Here is an 18330-nt window from a genome sequence, read left to right as displayed (position 1 = left end):
CGCGTGATCATCGACAAGGCCCTGTACCGCGACGGACGGCGCGACACCTGTGGCGACCTGAGCGACGAGCTCGACGCCATCCGGGTGACCGGGTCGGCGACGGACTTCATCTGGATCGGCCTCAAGGACCCCTCGATGGCCGAGCTCGAGCACGTCAACGACGAGCTCGGGCTCGGACTGCACCCGCTCGCCATCGAGGACGCCGTCATGGGCCGCCAGCGGGCCAAGATCGAGCTCTACGGCCGGACGGTGTTCGTCGTCCTCAAGACCCTGAGCTACATCGAGGAGACGTCCGACGTCGAGACCGGCGAGCTCATGGTCCACATCGGCGAGCACTTCGTCCTGACGATCCGGCGGGGCGAGCTCAGCCCCCTCGCCGGGGTGCGCAAGGGCCTCGAGGAGGAGCCGGACAAGCTCGTGCTCGGCCCGATGGCGGCGCTGCACGCGATCATGGACCGCGTCGTCGACCAGTACCGCGAGATCGAGGTGGAGGTGGCCCGCGACGTCGACGAGATCGAGGAGGCGGTCTTCTCGGAGGGCCTCGTCTCCTCGGACACGATCTACCGGCTCAAGCGCGAGGTCCTCGAGTTCCGCCGGGCGATCACGCCGCTCATCGCACCGCTGCGCCTGCTCCTCACGAGCACCCGCACCCCGCTGCCGCACGAGGAGCTGCGGCTGCTCTTCCGCGACGTCGACGACCACCTGCACTTCGTCGCCGACCGGGTGGACTCCTACGACCGCCTGCTCACCGACGTGCTGAGCGCCAACCTCGCCAAGATCTCGGTGCAGCAGAACTCGGACATGCGCAAGATCTCGGCCTGGGTCGCCATCGCCGCGGTGCCCACGATGATCGCCGGCATCTACGGCATGAACTTTGACTTCATGCCGGAGCTGAGGTGGCACTACGGCTACTTCATCGTCCTGGGTGTCATGGCCGCTGCCTGCACGGGCCTCTACGTCACCTTCAAACGGGTGAGGTGGCTCTAGCCGGGCCCTGTCCCGACGGGCCCGCTCAGGTCGCGGTGAGCCAGCCCGCGCCGAGGGCGAGGAACATGATCGCGCCGAGCACGACGCGGTAGGCGATGAACGTCACGAGCGAGTTGCTCTGGACGAACCTGAGCAGCCACGCGATCGAGGCGTAGGCCACGATGAACGCGACGACACAGCCCGTGATGATCGGGCCGATGCCGAGCACCTTGAGGGCCTCGATGTTGTCGACGGTCTCGTAGAGCCCGGCGCCGGTGAGCGCGGGGATCGCGAGGAAGAACGACAGCTCGGTCGAGGTGACGCGGTCGATGCCGCGCATGAGTCCGGCCGAGATCGTGGCACCGGAGCGCGAGACGCCCGGGATGAGCGAGAAGCACTGCACGAGACCGATGACGAGCCCGTCCTTGATCGTCAGCGCGTCCTCGCCGCGCTGCGCGCCGGCCGTCTCGAGGACGTCGTGGCGCCGCTCGGCGACCCACATGACGACGCTCCAGAGGATGAGCGCGCCGGCGACGACCCAGAGGCTGCGCAGCGGTCCCGAGATGAGGTCCTTGAGCAGCAGGGCGACGACGACGACCGGCAGCGAGCCGACGATGACGGCCCACGCGAGCTGGTAGTCGTGCTCCTTGCGTGCCTCGGCGCTGCGCAGGCCGGCGACCCACGCGAGGAAGAGTCGGAGGATCTTCCTGCCGAAGTAGGTGAACGTCGCGAGGATCGCGCCGATCTGGATCAGTGCGGTGTATGCCGTCACGGCCGGAGCGTCGACCGGCATGCCGAGGAGCTTCTCGGCGATCGTGAGGTGGCCCGTCGACGAGACCGGGAGGTACTCGGTGAGGCCTTCGACGATGCCGAGGACGACGGACTGGAAGTAGCTGAGCTCGACGGTGGGGTCGGCAACGATCACGGTGTGGGGACTTCCTCGGCAGGGGACGGGACGAGCTCGGACATGACGCGCAGGGTGTCGAGGCGCTCCTCGACGGTCAGCGCAAAGGGTGACACGCCGAGCGTGGTGACTCCGGCATCGGCGTAGCGACCGATCCGGCTCGCGATGCGGTCGGGCGGACCGAGGAGCGACGTCGAGTCGATGAACTCGAACGGCACGGCGGCGGCCGCGTCGCGGTGCTGCCCGGCGAGGAAGAGCTCCTGGATGCGGGCGGCCTCGTCCTCGAAGCCCATCCGGCAGGCGAGCTGGTTGTAGAAGTTCTTCTCGCGCGAGCCCATGCCGCCGATGTAGAGGGCGGAGTAGGCGGCGACCGCCTGGGCCCCGGCCTCGACGTCGTCGGTGACGACCACGGGCACGGTCGGGACGATGTCGAAGCCCTCGAGCGGGTCGGCCTCGCTCCCCCGCCCAGCGGCGCGGCGACCGGTGGCGATCGACTCGAGGATGTCGCCGGAGTGCTCGGGCGAGAAGAAGATCGCGAGCCAGCCGTCGGCGATCTCGCCGGTGAGCTCGAGGTTCTTGGGGCCGACCGCCGCGAGGTAGATCGGCAGGTGCTCCTGGGTCGGGCGGATGGTGAGCTTGAGCGCCTTGCCGGGACCGTCCGGCAGCGGGAGCGTGAAGTGCTCGCCGGCATACTCCACGCGCTCGCGCGCCAGGGCCTTGCGGACGACCTCGACGTACTCGCGGGTGCGCCCCAGCGGCTTGCCGAAACGCACGCCGTGCCAGCCCTCGCTCACCTGGGGGCCGGACACGCCGAGCCCGAGGCGGAAGCGACCGCCGGAGAGGTGGTCCAGGGTGGCGGCGGTCATCGCGGTCATGGCCGGGGTTCGCGCGGGGATCTGCATCACGGCAGAGCCCAGGGCGATCCGCTCGGTCCGCGCGCCGATCCAGGACAGGAAGGTCACCGCGTCGCTGCCGTAGGCCTCGGCCACCCACGCGGAGTCGTAGCCGAGCCGGTCGGCCTCGCCGGCGAGGGCGAGCATGTCGTCGCTGGAGGACAGCCCCATGTAGCCGAGGTTCACCGCGAGTCGCATGGGCTCAACCGTAGCGGCGCGGTGGTCGCACGGGTCAGTCAGGTGACCGGGGTGGGTCGGGCAGGTCCCGGGAGTCCCGGGGACCGGACGAGGCTCAGGTGGTGCGCCGGTCCCCGTCGTCGGACTCGCTGTCGGTCTCGTCGACGAAGTCCTCGTCGTCGAGGCCGGCGTAGACGCCGTCATCGTCGTCGTCGTCCTCGTCGAGGTCCTCGTCATCGTCCTCGTCGTCGTCGGCGTCGGCGTCGTCACCGGTGTAGACGTCGAGCGGCGTCATCTCGCCGAACGCCTCGTAGAGCGCGTTGTCGTAGGTCTCGAAGGCGTCGAGGAGGTCGTCGTAGGCCGCAGCCACGGTCGGGTCGTCCTCCCCACGACGGCCGGAGCACGCCTCGAGGTGACGTTCGAAGGCGGAGACGAGGGAGGTCAGGGCGGCACGCGGGTCGGCGCTCATGTCCTGAACCGTAGCGGACCGTGCCGCACAATGTGTCGATGGTGGAGTACGAGTACCGGGTCCTGGTCTTCGGCCGCGACACGCGGCGCGGAGACATCCGCCGCGCCCTCACCGAGCAGGCGGAGTACGGCCACTGGGAGCTGCACCGCACCCGGATCTACATCGGCGGGGTCACCCGAACCTGGTTGCGGCGCAAGATCATCCGCGTCCCGCGCGCGTCCTGAGACCCCATTCGCCGGCGCCCGGGGTGCGCCCCGGACGGGCCTGATCCCGACGCGGTCGCGCCCGGCTCAGCAGGTCTCGATCAGACGTTGAAGGACCCGCGCGCCGAAGCGCAGCGACTCGGTCGGGACCCGCTCGTTGATGCCGTGGAACATCGGGGCGAAGTCGAGGTCGGCGGGCAGCCGCAGGGGGGCGAAGCCGTAGCCGGTGACCCCCAGCAGCGACAGCGCCTTGTTGTCGGTGCCCCCGGACAGGCAGTACGGCAGGACCTCCGCATCCGGGTCCTCGGCTCGCAGCGCAGCGACCATCGCGTCGACGAGGTCACCCTCGAACGGCGCGTCGAGCGCGATGTCGCGGTGCAGCACCTCGACCTCGACGTGCTCCCCCACGAGCTCGGTGATCGTGCGCATGAGGTCCTCCTCGTGACCGGGGAGGAAGCGGCAGTCGACGTTGGCGTGGGCCTGCTGCGGGATGACGTTGTGCTTGTAGCCGGCCTGCAGCATCGTGACGTTGCTCGTGTCCTGGAGGGTGCCCCGGACGAAGCCCTGGGCGCCGCCGAGGTGGTCGAGGAGCTCGTCGAGGTCCTCGTCCGAGTAGGCCACGCCGGTGATCTCGCTGAGCCGGTCGAGCAGGGTGCGCACCGAGGGGATGAACTCGCGCGGCCACTTGTGGGCCGCCAGGCGGCTCAGCGCCTCCGCGAGACGGGCGATGGGGTTCTCGTCGTTGGGGACCGAGCCGTGCCCGGCACGACCGGTGGCGGTGAGGCGGATCCAGGCGATGCCCTTCTCGGCCGTCTGGAGCAGGTAGGCGCGCTTCTCGCCGCCGTCGGAGGTGGGCACGGTGACGCTGTAGCCGCCGACCTCGCTGATCGCCTCGGTCACGCCCTCGAAGAGGTCGGGGCGGTGCTCGACGAGGTGGTGCGAGCCGAGGACTCCCCCGGCCTCCTCGTCGGCGAAGAACGCGACGACGAGGTCGCGCGGCGGGACGATGCCCTCCCGGGCGATGTGGCGCACGCACGCGAGGATCATCGCGTCCATGTCCTTCATGTCGACGGCGCCGCGTCCCCAGATGCAGCCGTCCTTCTCGATGGCCTCGAACGGGTCGACGTCCCAGTCCTCGGCGTTGGCCGGGACGACGTCGAGGTGGCCGTGGATGCACAGCCCCCCGCGCTCGCGGTCGGCGCCGGGGATCCGCACGACGACGGAGGCCCGTCCGGGCTGCGACTCGATGATCTCCGGCTCGAGGCCGACCTCGCGGAGCAGCCGGTCGACGTGGTCGGCGGCCTCCCTCTCCCCCGGTCCGGAACCGTCTCCGTAGTTCGACGTGTCGATCCGGATGAGGTCGCGGCAGATGCCGACGACCTCGTCCTCGGGGCGGCTGCTCGTCGTCTGCGTCATGCTCCTCAGCCTAGGGCGGGGGGCCGATTTCTTGTTGGGGCGGTATGCCGTGTAAAGTTCCGGCTCGTTGCAGGCACCGCCCCACGGGGCTTGCAGACACCCTGTCCGGGTGGCGGAAATGGCAGACGCGCTAGCTTGAGGTGCTAGTCCTCGTATAGAGGGTGGGGGTTCAAGTCCCCCCTCGGACACCGACATCGCCCCGAGTTCCTGCAGGTCAGGAGCTCGGGGCGTTCTCATGTCCGGACGCGCCGGCGCCGTTCTGGCTCAGGCGGAGGCGATGAGGTTCTCGCGGACCGCGTGCATCGCCGCCTCGGTCCGCGAGGTGACCTGGAGCTTGCCCATGATGTTGCGCACGTGGTTCTTGATGGTGTTCTCGCTGACCGACATGCACTCGCCGATCTCGCGGTTGGACCGGCCCCGGGTGATCCAGGTCAGCACCTCGATCTCGCGGTCGGTGAGGTTCCTGGACCGGTGCGCCATCGCGACGTCGGTGCTCTGGCTCGACAGCCGGGCGAACTCGGCCACGAGGTGGCGCGCCATCGGCGGCGGCACCATCACCTCGCCGACGTGGGCGAGCCGGACGGCGTCGATGACCTGCGCCGCCGGCAGCGACTTGAGGAGGTAGCCGCACGCGCCGACCATGAGCGCCTTGAAGAGGTCGGCCGGCTCCTCGGACGCCGTGAGGAAGAGGACCTTGGTCTGCGGCGACGACATCTTGATCGCGGTGCAGGCGTCGATGCCGCTCTGGCCACCCAGGTGCAGGTCGAGGAGCGCGACGTCCGGACGGTGCTCCAGTACGGCGGCGACGGCGTCGGACGCGGAGGACGTCTCGGCCACGAGCACGAGGTCGTCCTCGCACTCGATGAGCGCCTCCATGCCGCGACGGAAGAGCTCGTGGTCATCGGCGATGACGACGCGGATGGTGTCGAGTCCCCCCACGATGGACGGGGCCCACCCACCCCGCTGAGGTGTTCGTGGACTCACCTCGTCATCGTGGCAGAACCGCTCACCCCTGCGTGGGGTTTCGCAAGGTTTGGGGGTCGGATGGGGGTCTGATCCCGGCCACGACCCTCCGCGCCACGCGCCGCCGCCGGCCCTCCCGCACGACACGACGCCGATTTGCGCCGAACGCTCCACGGTCGGGGGCACCGGCGTGGATACTGCACCGTCGGCGCAACGCCGCTCCGTCCGCATCCAAGGGGTTCCATCCATGTCATCGAAGATCAACGCTGCCCTCAACCGCCGCAGCGCGCTGCGCGTCGGCGCCGTCGGGGCAGCCGCCACCGCCGCCACGGTCGTCACAGCCACCGGCGCCGAGGCGGCCGCCGGCCAGCCCGTCCTCCAGGGCCTGTCCAACGCCGCGGGGGCCGCCGGCACCACGCTCGTGAGCAACGGTTCGGCCATCACCCTCACCGTCAAGAACACGGGCCCCGGCGCTGCGGCCTTCTTCTTCGGCCAGAACAACAACGGCTTCGCCGGCGGCACCGGGTCGGGCAGCAAGTACGGCCTGTCCGCCGCCAACACCGGCGCCCCCGGCACGGGTGCGGCGATGGCGGCCAGCGGCGGCAAGAACACCGGCATCCTCGCGAACACCGCGAACTTCGACCGCTACGCCGTCGAGGCGACCAACCTGTCGACCATGGACACCGGCGGCGGCGCCGGTGGTGGCGTGTGGGCCGACGGTGGCGACGGCGTCGGTGTCGCCGCGCTCTCGCCGATGGGCGTGCCCGCCGTGGTCTCGATCGGTGACACCTACTACGTCCAGGGCCACGAGGTCGTGCTCACCGCGTCGTCGCTCGTCTACGGCGCCACCTCGGCGAACGGCCCCGAGGTCTCGTTCGCCGGGTACGCGACCCTCGACATCGAGGGCCGGACGACCGTCGAGCTCACCGGCCCCTCCTGGAACAACGGCGCGACCTGGGCCGACGTCGGCAACACCAACGGCGGCGTCTCGGTCACCGCGATCAACCAGCCGATGCCCAACCTCTGGATGAACGTCGACGAGGGCGGCACCGTGACCATCTCCGGCGGCGCCCCCGGCGGGACCGTGTCCTGGCGCGTCGCGGGCAACCGCAACGACTGGGCGAGCTTCGAGCCCATGTCAGCCACCCGCGCGGCGGGTGGGAGCCGCATCGCCAAGGGCAAGGACCTCGCGGCGCGCATCCTGCGCCGGGCGGGTCGCGACTGACCCCTCCGAACCGGACGACGACGCCCCGACCTCCTCGTGAGGTGGGGGCGTCGTCGTATGCCGTGGCGCACGCGCCCCTGCGGGCTCAGCCGGGTAGCCGTGAGCCCTGCGTGGCCTCCGACGGGTGGTCGGCGACCGGTGCCCTGCGGTTGCGGATGAGCAGACCGAACACGGCGGCGATGGGGAACATGAGCACGCCGTAGACGGCAGCCGGGATCGACATCTGTGCGTTGTCGAGCACGGTGATCGCCATGGCGATGGCCAGGGTGCTGTTGTGGATGCCGATCTCGAACCCGCTCGCGACCGCCTGGGGCCGGGAGAGACCGAGGCGACGCGGGACGGCATACCCGATCGTCAGCGAGAGGACGCAGAAGAGCGCCGCGACGAGGCCCACCTGGGCGAAGTAGTCGGCGATGTCGTCCTTCTCGCCCCACATCGCGCCGAGGACGACGAGGAGCAGCAGGACGGCCGAGGCCGTGCGCACCGGCCGGTCCATCCGGTCGGCGAACGCCGGTGAGCGGTGCCGGACGGCCATGCCGATGGCGACCGGGACGAGGACGATCGCGAAGACCTGGAGCAGCTTGTCGAGCTGGAGCCCGATCCGGTCGCCCTCGTCGACGAAGTGGCCGATGGCCCAGTTCGTCACGAGCGGCAGCGAGACCACGGCGATGACCGAGTTGATCGCCGTGAGGGTGATGTTGAGCGCGACGTCACCCCGGAAGAGGTGGCTGTAGAGGTTGGCCGTCGTCCCGCCCGGCGAGGCCGCGAGGATCATGAAGCCCACGGCGAGCAGCGGTGGGAGCCCGAAGAGCTCGACGAGACCGAGGGCGACGAGCGGCAGCACGAGCAGCTGGCACGCGAGTGCCGTCGCCACGGCGCGGGGCGTCTGCCCCACCCTGCGGAAGTCGGCGGGCGTGAGCGACAGGCCGAGACCGAACATGATGACGGCAAGGGCGACGGGCAGCCCGACCGTGAGGAGCGCGGAGTCCATGCCGGAGGGTACCGTCCGGTAGCCACGATCAGGGCTGGTACGCGTCAGCCGCCTGTCGCAGCGTGCCCAACGGGTCCGCGAGCGAGGCGGCTCCCGGCTGGGAGAGGTTGCCCTGCTGCGCGGCCTGGGCCAGCTCGGACTCGATGTCGTCGACGAGCGACGTCACGGCGTCGGCGTCACCGTCCTTGACCGCCTGGTTGATGTCGCGCAGCTTGCCCTCGATCGTCTTGGCGACGTCGGCGTCGATGTCGTCGGACTGGCGCACCTCGCGCAGGCTCGACTGGAAGCCCGACACCGCGTCGGTGACCGGCTTGCCGGCGTCCTTCGCCGGCGTGGACGGCGCCTGGGACGGGGTCTGGCTCGGGGTCGGGGTCTGCGTGACGGTGACCGTCGGGTTCGGTGTCGCCGTCGTGGGTTCGGGCGTGTTCGACGGGACGTCGGAGCTCTGCGTCACCGACGGCGTCGACGAGGGTGTCGGCGTGCCACCGCCGCCGCCGTCGTTGCCCTGCATGACGTACCAGATGCCCGCCGCCGCGAGGGCCGCAGCGAGGAGGAGGAGCCAGATCCACGCGCGTGAGCCGCGTCGCTGCGTCTCGTCCCAGTCGTCGTGTGCCGGCTCGCTCCACACCTCCTCGGGGGGCGCCGGGCGGGGCGTCACGGCCGTCGGGGCCATGGCCGCGGGTGCGGCGGGCAGCACCTCGGTGAGGGCGGGCGCCCGGTGCGACCGGAGCAGCTCCGCGACCTCACGGCCCGACTGCGGGCGGTGGATCGGGTCCTTGGACAGGAGGGCCGCGACGAGGGCGGCCAGGTCGGCTGGGGTGTCGGGGCGCAGGTCGCGGACGTCGGCGGGCACGTCGTGCGCGTGCTTCATGAGGATCGCCACCGGCGTCGTCGCCGAGAACGGTGGAGCGCCGGTGAGCAGCGTCGTGAGGACGCAGCCGAGCGCGTAGAGGTCTGCGCGGGCGTCGACCCGCTGACCCGTCGCCTGCTCCGGCGCGAGGTACTCGGCCGTCCCGACGATCGTGTCGGTCATAGTGAGGGCGTGCTGGCCCAGTGCCTCGTCGACGAGCTGGGTGATGCCGAAGTCGAGCACCTTGGCCGTGCCGTCGGCCGCGTAGGAGATGTTGCCCGGCTTGATGTCGCGGTGGACGATGCCCGCGTCGTGGGCGGCCTGCAGCGCGCTCGCCACCTCCTCGCCGATGGTCCGGACGTCCTCGACCGGCAGCGGTCCGGTGTCGCGCACCTGCTCGGCCAGCGTCGGTCCCGGAAGGAGCTCCATGACGAGGTAGGCCGTGTGGTCCTCGACGCCCGTGTCGTAGACCGTGACGATGTGCGGGTGGTTGAGGGCAGCGGTCGCCCGCGCCTCACGGCGGAACCGCTCCCCCGCGTTGTCACTGTCCGGACCCGTGAGGTCGAGGGTCTTGACCGCCACCTCACGGCCCAGCATCTCGTCCTGCGCCCGCCAGACCACGGCCATGCCGCCTCGCCCCAGGGGGGCACCGAGTCGATAGCGGCCGCCGAGCAGCCGCCCCTGCGTCTGGCTCATCCGTCTCCTCGCGTATGGGGGCTTCGTCGACCCTAGTCCCTCCCGTAGCCTGAGTCCGTGCTGCCCCACATCACCGCGACGCGGTTCGTCACCCCTCTGCGGGAGGGCGGATCCCTCCCCGGCATCGTCGAGGGGTCCGACGACGGGACCTACGTCGTGAAGTTCCGCGGCGCCGGCCAGGGCCTCAAGGTCCTCGTCGCCGAGGTCGTCGTCGGCGAGCTCGCCCGACGGCTCGGGATCCGGGTCCCCCAGATGGCGGTCATCGACATGCCCACGGCGATCGCCCGCTACGAGGCTGACGAGGAGGTCCAGGACCTCCTCAACGCCAGCCCGGGCAACAACCTCGCCGTGGACTTCCTGCCGGGGTCGTTCGGCTACGACGGCTCCCGTCCCCCGACGGCCGACGAGGCTGCGGACATCGTCTGGCTCGACGCGTTCACAGCCAACGTCGACCGCACCTGGTCCAACCCCAACCTCCTCGTCTGGCACCGCCAGGTCTGGGCCATCGACCACGGCGCCGCCATCTGGTTCCATCACTCGTGGCCGAGGCGGGGCGCGGACGCCTCCCGGTTCGCGGCCCAGCCGTTCGACGTCTCGGAGCACGTCCTGCGCGACGTCGCGGGCGACCTCGCCGCGGCACACGCCCGCGCCGCCGCGGTGCTCACTCCCGAGGTCCTCACCGAGGTGGTCGCTCTCGTGCCCGACGAGTGGCTCGAGCAGGCGCCGGGGCTCGACGACGCGGCCGCGGTGCGCGCCGCCTATGTCGACCACCTCACCCGCCGGCTCGAGAACGCCGGCGCCTGGTGGGAGGCGGCGGCATGAGCGCGCACCCCTACCAGTACGTCGTCCTGCGCTGCGTCCCCCGCGTCGACCGCGGCGAGTGCCTCAACGTCGGCGTCGTCCTCTACTCGCAGTCGGCGGGCTTCCTGCGCGCCGCCTGCCACGTCGACGAGGAGCGGCTGCGCGCGTTCGCCCCCGACATCGACGTCGACGCCGTGCGCGCCTCGCTCTCGGTCGTCGACGACGTCTGCGCCGGGACCGGCGGCGGCGGACGACCCACCCTCCCCACCCCCGGCAAGAGGTTCGGCTGGCTCAGCGCGCCCCGCAGCACCGTCATCCAGCCCTCCGGCGTGCACGGCGGCGCGGCCCAGGACCCCGAGGCCGAGCTCGCCGCGCTCCTCGAGCGCCTCGTCCGCTGACGGAGCACCCCCGTATGCCGTCGGCCCACCCCTCGCCTCGTCGTGCGCCCTTCGCGCTCGTCCCTGCGTCCTACGTCTACCTGCTCCGTGGCGACGAGGTGCTGCTCCAGCAGCGGGCGCACACCGGCTACATGGACGGGCACTGGGTCGCGGGGGCGGCTGGGCACGTCGAGCCCGGCGAGAGCGCCGTCGAGGCGGCAGTGCGCGAGGCCCACGAGGAGCTCGGTGTCGACCTGCGCGAGGGGGACCTGGAGCTGCTCACCGTGATGCAGCGCACCGACGGGACCGACGACCCGGTCGAGCAGCGCGTCGACTGGTTCTGGGCGTCACGGGCGTGGACCGGCACCCCGGTGATCAGTGAGCCGCACAAGTGCGCGGACCTCGGGTGGCACCCCCTCGGGGCACTCCCCGAGCCGGTCCCGGCATACGAGCTCGTCGTCCTCCGCGGTCTCGCGCTGGGCTCGCTGCCCGTGGCGACGTCGTTCGGCTTCGCCTGAGGTCAGCCGTCAGCGGGCGCGCAGGGCCCAGGCCGCGACGGCGCCGGCAGCGGCGACGTTGAGCGAGTCCACTCCCCCGGCCATCGGGATGGTCACGACGACATCGGCACCCTCGACGGTGCGTCGGCCGAGCCCGTCGCCCTCGGTCCCGAGCACGAGCGCGAGCCGCTCCGGCGGGTCGGCGGCGAGCTCGTCGAGGCCGACTGCGTCGTCGGACAGGGCGAGGGCGGCGACGGTGAACCCGCTGTCCCGCAACAGGTCCATGCCACCGGGCCACGGGTCGATGCGCGTCCAGGGCACCTGGAACACGGTCCCCATCGACACCCGGATCGCGCGTCGGTAGAGCGGGTCCGCGCACCTCGGCGTCACGAGCACGGCGTCCATGCCGAGGGCCGCGGCGCTGCGGAAGACGGCTCCGACGTTGGTGTGGTCGACGACGTCCTCGATGACGAGGACCCGACGCGCATCGGCGACGACGTCGGCGACGGGCCGCTGCTCGGGCCGCTGCATCGAGGCGAGCGCACCCCGGTGCAGGTGGAAGCCCGTGAAGCCCTCGATGACCTCGTGGTCCGCGACGAGGACCGGTGTGCCGTCCTGCTCGGCCTGCGCGACGAGGTCCTCGAGGTCGGTGAGCCAGCGCTCGGCCATGAGGAAGGAGCGGGGTCGGTGGCCGGCGGCCAGTGCTCGGCGGATGACCTTCTCGGACTCGGCGATGTAGAGGCCGCGCTCGGGCTCGGTGCGACGCCGCAGGGCGACGTCGGTGAGGCCGACGTAGTCGTGGACGCGTGGGTCGTGGGGGTCGGTGATCCGGGTCGGCACCCTGAGAGGTTAGAAGAAGAGCGCGCGCACGACGAGGCTGGCACCCGCGAGGACGCAGAAGACGAGGACGACCCGACGCAGCAGCTCGCGGTCGAGGTGCCGCCGAAGGGGCGCGGCGACGGCGTAGCCGGCGGCGATGAACGGCAGCCAGGCCAGCCCGGCCCACAGCTGCTGGCGGGGGAACTCCCCCGCGATCGACAGGGAGCCGATCGCCATGACGGCCCCGACGAGGAAGAACGCCGCGAGGGTCGATCGCATCCGCTCGGGGCGCTCGTGCTGGAGCACCAGCGCGAAGAACGGGCCGCCGATGCTCGTGGCCGTGCCCGAGACGCCGGCAACGGCACCGGCTGCGGCGGCGTTGCGCGCCCCGGCCCGGACCTCGACGGTGGTGAGCGACGTCGCGACGGTGACGAGGATGAGCATCGCGACCGCCACGGAGATGACGCGGGTGGAGAGCAGGACCACCGCCGCGACGCCGAGCGGTGTGGCCACGAGCCGCGCGAGCAGGGCCCAGCCGAGCTCACGCCAGGCGATGTCGAGCGGCGCGAGGGCGAGCTGGACCACGGGCAGGGTGAAGCTCGTGACGAGGACCGAGCCCGGCATGAGCTCGGGCGCGGCGACGACGACGAACGGGACCGCCACGACGGCCATGCCGAAGCCGATCGTGGACTGGACGAGCGCCCCGACGAAGAGCGCGAGACCGAGGCCCAGGACGACCGACCACGGCGTCACGGAGCGAGGACCATGCGCCCGATGGCGACGAGGCCGATGACGATGATCACCGCGCGCAGGACGTTCGGCGGCAGTCGCCGGCCGACCTTCGACCCGATGACGCCACCGACCAGCGACCCGGCCGCGATGAGCCCGGCCACCGTCCAGTCGACCTGCTCGGGCGCCACGACGACGAAGGTCAGCGCGGCGACGGCGTTGACGATCGTCGCGAGCACGTTCTTGATGCCGTTGAGGCTCTGGAGCGACTCGCTGGTGAGCGTCGTGAGGATCCCCATGAGGATGACGCCCTGGGCCGCACCGAAGTAGCCGCCGTAGACCGCGGTGGCGAAGACACAGAAGGCCAACAGGAGCGCGCGGCGGCGGGAGTGGTCGCCGAGCGCCGTCGGGGGCGCGTCGCCGCGTCGCGTCGTGCTCCACGCCGTGATGCGCGGGCCGAACGCCACGAGCAGCACGCCGAGCGCGATGAGCACGGGGACGATCGTGCGGAACGCGGCGGGGTCGAGCACGAGCAGGAGCAGGGCACCGACGACACCGCCGAGGAGCGACATCGGCGCCCAGCGGAGCAGGGTGCCCCGCATCCCGCCGAGCTCGTGCCGGTAGCCCCACGAACCCGTGAGGCCACCGGCGACGAGCCCGACGGTGTTGGAGACGTTGGCCGTCACGGGTGCGAACCCGAAGAACAGCAGCGTCGGGAAGGTCACGAGCGTGCCGGACCCGACGACCGTGTTGATCGTGCCGGCGACGACGCCGGCGACGAGGATGAGCGCGGCCTCGCCGAGGCCCACCTCAGCTCTCGCGCGGCGGGGCGGGGTCCGTCGGTGCTGCGGGGTCGACCGGAGGCGTGGGATCGACCGGCGGCACCGGGTCGGCCTGCGGCATCCGCGGGGGAACCGCGTCGGCCGGGGGCGTCAGCGGCGGCTGCTGCCGAGCCGGGGGCGTCGCGTGGTCCGCGGCCTCACGGGAGGCGTCACCGGCCTGGCCACGAGCCTCGGCCAGGGCCTGGGCAGGGTCGGCGAGGACCGTGTCGTCGAACGGCGTCGACAGGTCCTCGGACGGCTGCCAGTCCTCCTCGGTGTCACCGTCGTCGAAGCCGCCGCCACCGTCGCCCCGTCCGAGGGCGCCACCGATGCCCTTGAGGGCGTCGGTGAGCTCGCTCGGGATGATCCACATCTTGTTGGAGTCACCACGGGCGATCTGCGGGAGGACCTGGAGGTACTGGTAGGCGAGGAGCTTCTGGGTCGGCTTGCCGCGGTGGATCGCGTCGAACACCTGCTGGATGGCGCGGGCCTGGCCCTGCGCCTCGAGGACGCGCGCCTGCGCGGAGCCCTCGGCCCGCAGGATCTGGCTCTGCTTCTCACCCTCGGCGGTGAGGATGTTGGACTGCTTCGAGCCCTCGGCCGTGAGGATGATGGCGCGGCGCTCACGCTCGGCCTTCATCTGCTTCTCCATCGACTCCTGGATCGACATGGGCGGGTCGATCGCCTTGAGCTCGACGCGGTTGACGCGGATGCCCCACTTGCCGGTGGCCTCGTCGAGGACGCCACGGAGCTGGGCGTTGATCTGGTCGCGGCTGGTCAGCGTCTGCTCGAGGTCGAGCGAGCCGATGACGTTGCGCAAGGTGGTGACGGTGAGCTGCTCGATGCCCTGGATGAAGTTCGCGATCTCGTAGACCGCGGACTTGGCGTCGATCACCGAGTAGTAGATGACGGTGTCGATGTTGACGACGAGGTTGTCGCTCGTGATCACCGGCTGGGGCGGGAAGGAGACGACCTGCTCGCGCAGGTCGATGTTGGCCCGCACCTTGTCGACGAACGGCACGAGGAAGTGGATGCCGCCTTCGAGGGTGCTGTGGTAGCGGCCGAGCCGCTCGATGATGAGCGCGGTCTGCTGCGGGACGATCCGCACCGTGCGCATGAGCACGATGACGGCGAAGAGCAGCAGCAGCCCGAGGATGACGAGCTCGATCATGGGAACTCCCTGAGATCAGTGACGGTCGGCGGCGACGATGGCCGTCGCACCGTGGATGGCGATGACTCGGACGTCGTCACCCGGTCGCAGGGGCTCGGTGCCCTCTGCCACGCGAGCGGACCACGTCTCCCCCGCGAGCTTGATGCGCCCGTCGGTGTCCGTGACGGTCTGGAGCACGCGCGCCTCGCGCCCCACGAGGCTGGACGCCCCGATGTGGTGGTCGTGCTCACCGTCGGTGAACTTGCGCTTGACGATCGGGCGCACGACGAAGAGCAGCAGCCCTGCGACGAGGATCGCGACGATCACCTGGACGGCGATGTTGCCTCCGACGGCGGCAGCCAGCGCACCGGCCAGCGCACCCCCGGCGAACATGACGAAGACGAAGTCCACGGTGGCGGCCTCGATGGCGGCCAGGATCAGGGCCACCCCCACCCATGCCACCCACGGGTTGTCGGTCAACCACTCCATGACACTCCCCTTTCGTCCCCGTCAGCGATGACGGGTGTGTCGGAACAACGATGTCATGCCGTGCGACGTGCCCGTCACCCGGACCATGCGATGTAGCGAGACCCCCGCTGCTCGAGCTGGAGCGGGACCCCGAAGGTCTCGCTGAGGTTCGCCGCCGTCAGGGTGATCTCGATCGGGCCCTGGGCCACGACCCTGCCGTCGCGCAGCAGCAGCACGTCCGTGAAGTTCGGCGGGATCTCCTCGACGTGGTGCGTCACGAGGACGAGCGCGGGAGCCATGACGTCGCCGGCAATCTCACCGAGCCGGGCGACGAGGTCCTCGCGTCCTCCGAGGTCGAGCCCCGCGGCGGGCTCGTCCAGCAGCATGAGCTCGGGATCGGTCATGAGGGCCCTGGCGATCTGGACGCGCTTGCGCTCCCCCTCGGACAGCGTCCCGAAGGTCCGGTCGACGAGGTGGTCCGCGCCCAGGGCGACGAGCAGCTCGGCGGCGCGGGCGTGGTCGAGGGAGTCGTAGCTCTCGCGCCAGCGGCCGACCACGCCGTAGGAGGCGGTGACGACGACGTCGCCGACCCGCTCACCCCCGGGGATGCGTTCGGCGAGCGAGGCCGAGGCCAGACCGATGCGCGGTCGGAGCTCGAAGACGTCGACGGCGCCGAGGACCTCGCCGAGGATGCCGACGACTCCGCGCGTGGGATGCATGCGACCCGAGGCCAGCTGGAGCAGCGTGGTCTTGCCCGCTCCGTTGGGCCCGAGGACGACCCAGCGTTGCCCCTCCTCGACCTCCCAGTCGACGTCGTCGAGGAGTGTCGAGTCGCCACGGACGACGCCCACCCCCGCCAGCGCCAGAACGTCACTCATGACGCGAACCCTAGTTGAACGCCTCCTGCCTACGATGACGGCATGCCCGAGCTGCCCGCATCCGTCCGGATCGCTCTCTGGGTCACCTCCGCCTGGCGCGGAGGGGAGTCCCTGGAGTCAGCGGTCGACTCCGCCCTCCCCGACGTCGACGCCGTGGGCCCGGGAGTGCGGGCCCTCGACCTCTGGCACGACCTCGGTGAGCGCACCGTCCTCGTCGCACTGCCCTCGAGTGGCGACCCGACGAGCCTGCCCCGGTGCGGACCCGAAGCCCTCGACGCGGCCGTCGAGGCCGAGGAGTGCCTCGTCGCACCGGGTCTGGGCGCGCTGCTCGTCCCCTCGTGGTCGACGTTCGGCGCTCCCGGGGCCACTGGTGCCGACGCGGGCACGCGACTGGACTGGACGGCATACGACTGCGAGCCGGTCCCGACCCACCGCGTCGAGGCACTCGACCCCCGCGAGACGACCCGCGCGCTCACCGCCAAGGTCCTCGAGGTCACCGAGCAGCTCGACGCGCTCGGCGGCCAGCCGTTCGACGCGGCGTCGGCGCGCGAGTCCGCGCCGCGCGCCGGCCAGTGGGCGCTGCCGGACGACCTGCCGGGACAGTCCCTGCGTGCCCTGACGTTCGCCGCGGCGATCAGCGCCGCGGCCGCGGCCGGAATCGACGGTCCGCAGGACGGGCCCGACGGGTGGACCCAGCAGCGACGCCTGGAGCTGCTGCGCGACCTCCGGCGGGTCGCCGAGCGCGCCCTCGCGGACGCGACGAACGCCGGTGTCGCGGCGGTGGCTCACCCCAGGACGTCGCGGTAGACCGTGAGCGTCTCGTCGCCGATGCGGGACCACGAGAACGACTCCACGGCCCGCCGGCGTCCGGCCTGACCGAACCGCCTGGCCCGCTCGGGGTCGGACACGGCGTCGTTGAGGGCACCGGCGAGGTCGGCCACGAAGCGGTCGGGGTCGACCGGAGTGCCCGAGCCGTCCTGGACCTGCTCGATGGGGACCAGCCAACCGGTCTCGCCGTCGACGACGACCTCGGGGATGCCGCCGGTGGCCGTCGCGACGACGGGCAGGTCGCACGCCATCGCCTCGAGGTTGACGATGCCGAGCGGCTCGTAGACCGAGGGGCACACGAACACCGTGGCGGCGGAGAGCATGGCGATGACCTCGGCCCGCGGCAGCATCTCGGGGACCCACACGACGCCGTCGCGAGTCTCGCGCAGCCCGGTGATGAGCTCCTCGACCTCGGCCTTGATCTCGGGGGTGTCCGGAGCGCCCGCGAGGAGGACGAGCTGGACCTCCGGCGGCAGCTCGGCGGCCGCGCGCAGGAGGTACGGAAGACCCTTCTGGCGGGTGATCCGTCCGACGAAGACCACGCTCGGGCGGTCCGGGTCGACACCGTGGCGACGCACCGTGTCGGGGTCCTCGGCGCGCTGCCAGAGCTCGCTGTCGATGCCGTTGTGGACGACCTTGACCTTGCCCGGGTCGATGCTCGGATAGCTGCGCAGCACGTCCTTGCGCATCCCGTCGCTCACCGCGATGACGGCAGCCGCACCCTCGTATGCCGTCCGCTCGATCCACGAGGACAGCCGGTAGCCGCCGCCGAGCTGCTCGGCCTTCCACGGACGCATCGGCTCGAGGCTGTGCGCGCTCACGACGTGCGGCACACCCTCGAGGAGCGATGCGGTGTGCCCGGCGAAGTTGGCGTACCAGGTGTGGGAGTGGACGAGGTCGGTGCCACCGCAGTCCGCCGCGATGGCGAGGTCGACACCCATCGTCACGAGCGCCGGGTTGGCGCCGGCGAGGGCCTCGAGGTCGGGGTACCCGGTCGTGCCCTCCTCGTCGCGAGGTGGCCCGAAGGCGCGCACGCGCACGTCGATGTCTCCCCGCTCCCGCAGGGCCCGGGTCAGCTCAGCGACGTGCACCCCCGCCCCTCCGTAGATCGTCGGGGGGTACTCCTTGCTGAGGATGTCGACTCGCACGGGTCGACACTAGCGCCGACCGGCAGTCGGGGTGAGATGCCCGTCACATGAGGCGGCTCGG

The 18330-nt window shown here is 71.5% G+C and carries 21 protein-coding genes and 1 tRNA gene; 8 read left to right on the top strand and 14 right to left on the bottom strand.

What is annotated here, in order from left to right; genetic code table 11:
* Positions 1-3: 3 nt before the first annotated feature.
* Positions 4-987 (top strand): magnesium and cobalt transport protein CorA, encoded by a 984-nt coding sequence (locus tag KLO01_RS12665; protein ID WP_371860271.1) that lies wholly within the window; start codon positions 4-6, stop codon positions 985-987.
* A gap of 25 nt (positions 988-1012) precedes the next feature.
* Here the strand turns inward: KLO01_RS12665 and KLO01_RS12660 are convergent, their stop codons facing one another.
* The 3 genes from KLO01_RS12660 to KLO01_RS12650 form a co-directional block, all read right to left on the bottom strand.
* A complete protein-coding gene (locus KLO01_RS12660) occupies positions 1013-1891 on the bottom strand; it encodes an undecaprenyl-diphosphate phosphatase (RefSeq protein ID WP_147065671.1) in 879 nt (292 codons plus the stop codon).
* Positions 1888-2961, bottom strand: coding sequence for an LLM class F420-dependent oxidoreductase (locus KLO01_RS12655; RefSeq protein ID WP_147065669.1), 1074 nt, complete (start codon positions 2959-2961; stop codon positions 1888-1890). Before KLO01_RS12655 ends, KLO01_RS12660 begins: the two co-directional genes overlap by 4 nt.
* A gap of 94 nt (positions 2962-3055) precedes the next feature.
* A complete protein-coding gene (locus KLO01_RS12650) occupies positions 3056-3409 on the bottom strand; it encodes a hypothetical protein (RefSeq protein ID WP_147065667.1) in 354 nt (117 codons plus the stop codon).
* Between the two features lie 38 nt (positions 3410-3447).
* Between KLO01_RS12650 and KLO01_RS12645 the strand changes: the two genes are divergently transcribed.
* A complete protein-coding gene (locus tag KLO01_RS12645) occupies positions 3448-3633 on the top strand; it encodes a DUF5703 family protein (RefSeq protein WP_147065665.1) in 186 nt (61 codons plus the stop codon).
* Between the two features lie 66 nt (positions 3634-3699).
* Here the strand turns inward: KLO01_RS12645 and KLO01_RS12640 are convergent, their stop codons facing one another.
* Positions 3700-5028 carry a M20/M25/M40 family metallo-hydrolase gene (locus KLO01_RS12640; RefSeq protein ID WP_147065663.1) on the bottom strand — a complete coding sequence of 443 codons (1329 nt, stop codon included), beginning with the start codon at positions 5026-5028 and terminating at the stop codon, positions 3700-3702.
* Between the two features lie 103 nt (positions 5029-5131).
* On the opposite strand from KLO01_RS12640, the gene KLO01_RS12635 reads away from it, so the two are divergent.
* Positions 5132-5216: transfer RNA gene (locus KLO01_RS12635), tRNA-Leu, on the top strand.
* 76 nt (positions 5217-5292) lie between these two features.
* On the opposite strand, the gene KLO01_RS12630 is transcribed toward KLO01_RS12635, so the two are convergent.
* Complete coding sequence (locus tag KLO01_RS12630; protein WP_246136194.1) at positions 5293-5967, bottom strand: response regulator; 675 nt, start codon at positions 5965-5967, stop codon at positions 5293-5295.
* Positions 5968-6238: 271 nt separating this feature from the next.
* Here KLO01_RS12630 and KLO01_RS12625 point away from each other — a divergent pair, with 271 nt between their 5' ends.
* Positions 6239-7216 (top strand): hypothetical protein, encoded by a 978-nt coding sequence (locus tag KLO01_RS12625; protein WP_147065661.1) that lies wholly within the window; start codon positions 6239-6241, stop codon positions 7214-7216.
* Positions 7217-7301: 85 nt separating this feature from the next.
* Here KLO01_RS12625 and KLO01_RS12620 read toward each other — a convergent pair whose 3' ends face one another.
* Positions 7302-8207 carry a bile acid:sodium symporter family protein gene (locus KLO01_RS12620; protein ID WP_147065659.1) on the bottom strand — a complete coding sequence of 302 codons (906 nt, stop codon included), beginning with the start codon at positions 8205-8207 and terminating at the stop codon, positions 7302-7304.
* A gap of 28 nt (positions 8208-8235) precedes the next feature.
* Positions 8236-9753, bottom strand: coding sequence for a protein kinase domain-containing protein (locus tag KLO01_RS12615; protein WP_147065657.1), 1518 nt, complete (start codon positions 9751-9753; stop codon positions 8236-8238).
* Between the two features lie 57 nt (positions 9754-9810).
* Here KLO01_RS12615 and KLO01_RS12610 point away from each other — a divergent pair, with 57 nt between their 5' ends.
* The 3 genes from KLO01_RS12610 to KLO01_RS12600 are packed head-to-tail and all read left to right on the top strand — an operon-like array spanning position 9811 to position 11449.
* The gene (locus KLO01_RS12610) at positions 9811-10575 is read left to right on the top strand and encodes a HipA family kinase (protein ID WP_147065655.1); all 765 of its coding nucleotides are present in this window, start codon (positions 9811-9813) and stop codon (positions 10573-10575) included.
* A complete protein-coding gene (locus KLO01_RS12605; RefSeq protein WP_186828039.1) occupies positions 10572-10952 on the top strand; it encodes a DUF3037 domain-containing protein in 381 nt (126 codons plus the stop codon). Before KLO01_RS12610 ends, KLO01_RS12605 begins: the two co-directional genes overlap by 4 nt.
* A 14-nt stretch (positions 10953-10966) precedes the next feature.
* Entirely contained in the window at positions 10967-11449 is a 483-nt protein-coding gene (locus KLO01_RS12600) for an NUDIX hydrolase (protein ID WP_147065651.1), read from the top strand.
* A gap of 9 nt (positions 11450-11458) precedes the next feature.
* Here the strand turns inward: KLO01_RS12600 and KLO01_RS12595 are convergent, their stop codons facing one another.
* From KLO01_RS12595 to KLO01_RS12570, 6 genes are all read right to left on the bottom strand, one after another.
* A complete protein-coding gene (locus KLO01_RS12595) occupies positions 11459-12268 on the bottom strand; it encodes a TrmH family RNA methyltransferase (protein WP_147065649.1) in 810 nt (269 codons plus the stop codon).
* Positions 12269-12277: 9 nt separating this feature from the next.
* A complete protein-coding gene (locus tag KLO01_RS12590; protein WP_147065647.1) occupies positions 12278-13000 on the bottom strand; it encodes a TSUP family transporter in 723 nt (240 codons plus the stop codon).
* On the bottom strand, positions 12997-13785 hold the full coding sequence (locus KLO01_RS12585) for a sulfite exporter TauE/SafE family protein (RefSeq protein WP_147065645.1): 789 nt from the start codon (positions 13783-13785) through the stop codon (positions 12997-12999). Before KLO01_RS12585 ends, KLO01_RS12590 begins: the two co-directional genes overlap by 4 nt.
* Before the next feature lies 1 nt (position 13786).
* Positions 13787-14968, bottom strand: a complete 1182-nt coding sequence (locus KLO01_RS12580; protein ID WP_147065643.1) for an SPFH domain-containing protein — start codon at positions 14966-14968, stop codon at positions 13787-13789.
* Positions 14969-14983: 15 nt separating this feature from the next.
* Positions 14984-15436, bottom strand: a complete 453-nt coding sequence (locus KLO01_RS12575) for an NfeD family protein (protein WP_147065641.1) — start codon at positions 15434-15436, stop codon at positions 14984-14986.
* A gap of 74 nt (positions 15437-15510) precedes the next feature.
* On the bottom strand, positions 15511-16293 hold the full coding sequence (locus tag KLO01_RS12570; protein WP_147065640.1) for an ABC transporter ATP-binding protein: 783 nt from the start codon (positions 16291-16293) through the stop codon (positions 15511-15513).
* 42 nt (positions 16294-16335) lie between these two features.
* Here KLO01_RS12570 and KLO01_RS12565 point away from each other — a divergent pair, with 42 nt between their 5' ends.
* The gene (locus KLO01_RS12565; protein WP_147065638.1) at positions 16336-17100 is read left to right on the top strand and encodes an Rv1486c family protein; all 765 of its coding nucleotides are present in this window, start codon (positions 16336-16338) and stop codon (positions 17098-17100) included.
* Here the strand turns inward: KLO01_RS12565 and glgA are convergent.
* Positions 17079-18269 (bottom strand): glycogen synthase, encoded by a 1191-nt coding sequence (gene glgA / locus KLO01_RS12560; RefSeq protein WP_147065636.1) that lies wholly within the window; start codon positions 18267-18269, stop codon positions 17079-17081. The genes KLO01_RS12565 and glgA overlap by 22 nt on opposite strands.
* Between the last annotated feature and the right edge of the window lie 61 nt (positions 18270-18330).

This window comes from Knoellia locipacati, from assembly GCF_007992835.1.
GTDB classification, from domain to species: Bacteria; Actinomycetota; Actinomycetes; order Actinomycetales; family Dermatophilaceae; genus Knoellia; species Knoellia locipacati.
This window is presented reverse-complemented; position numbering and strand designations above follow the sequence as displayed.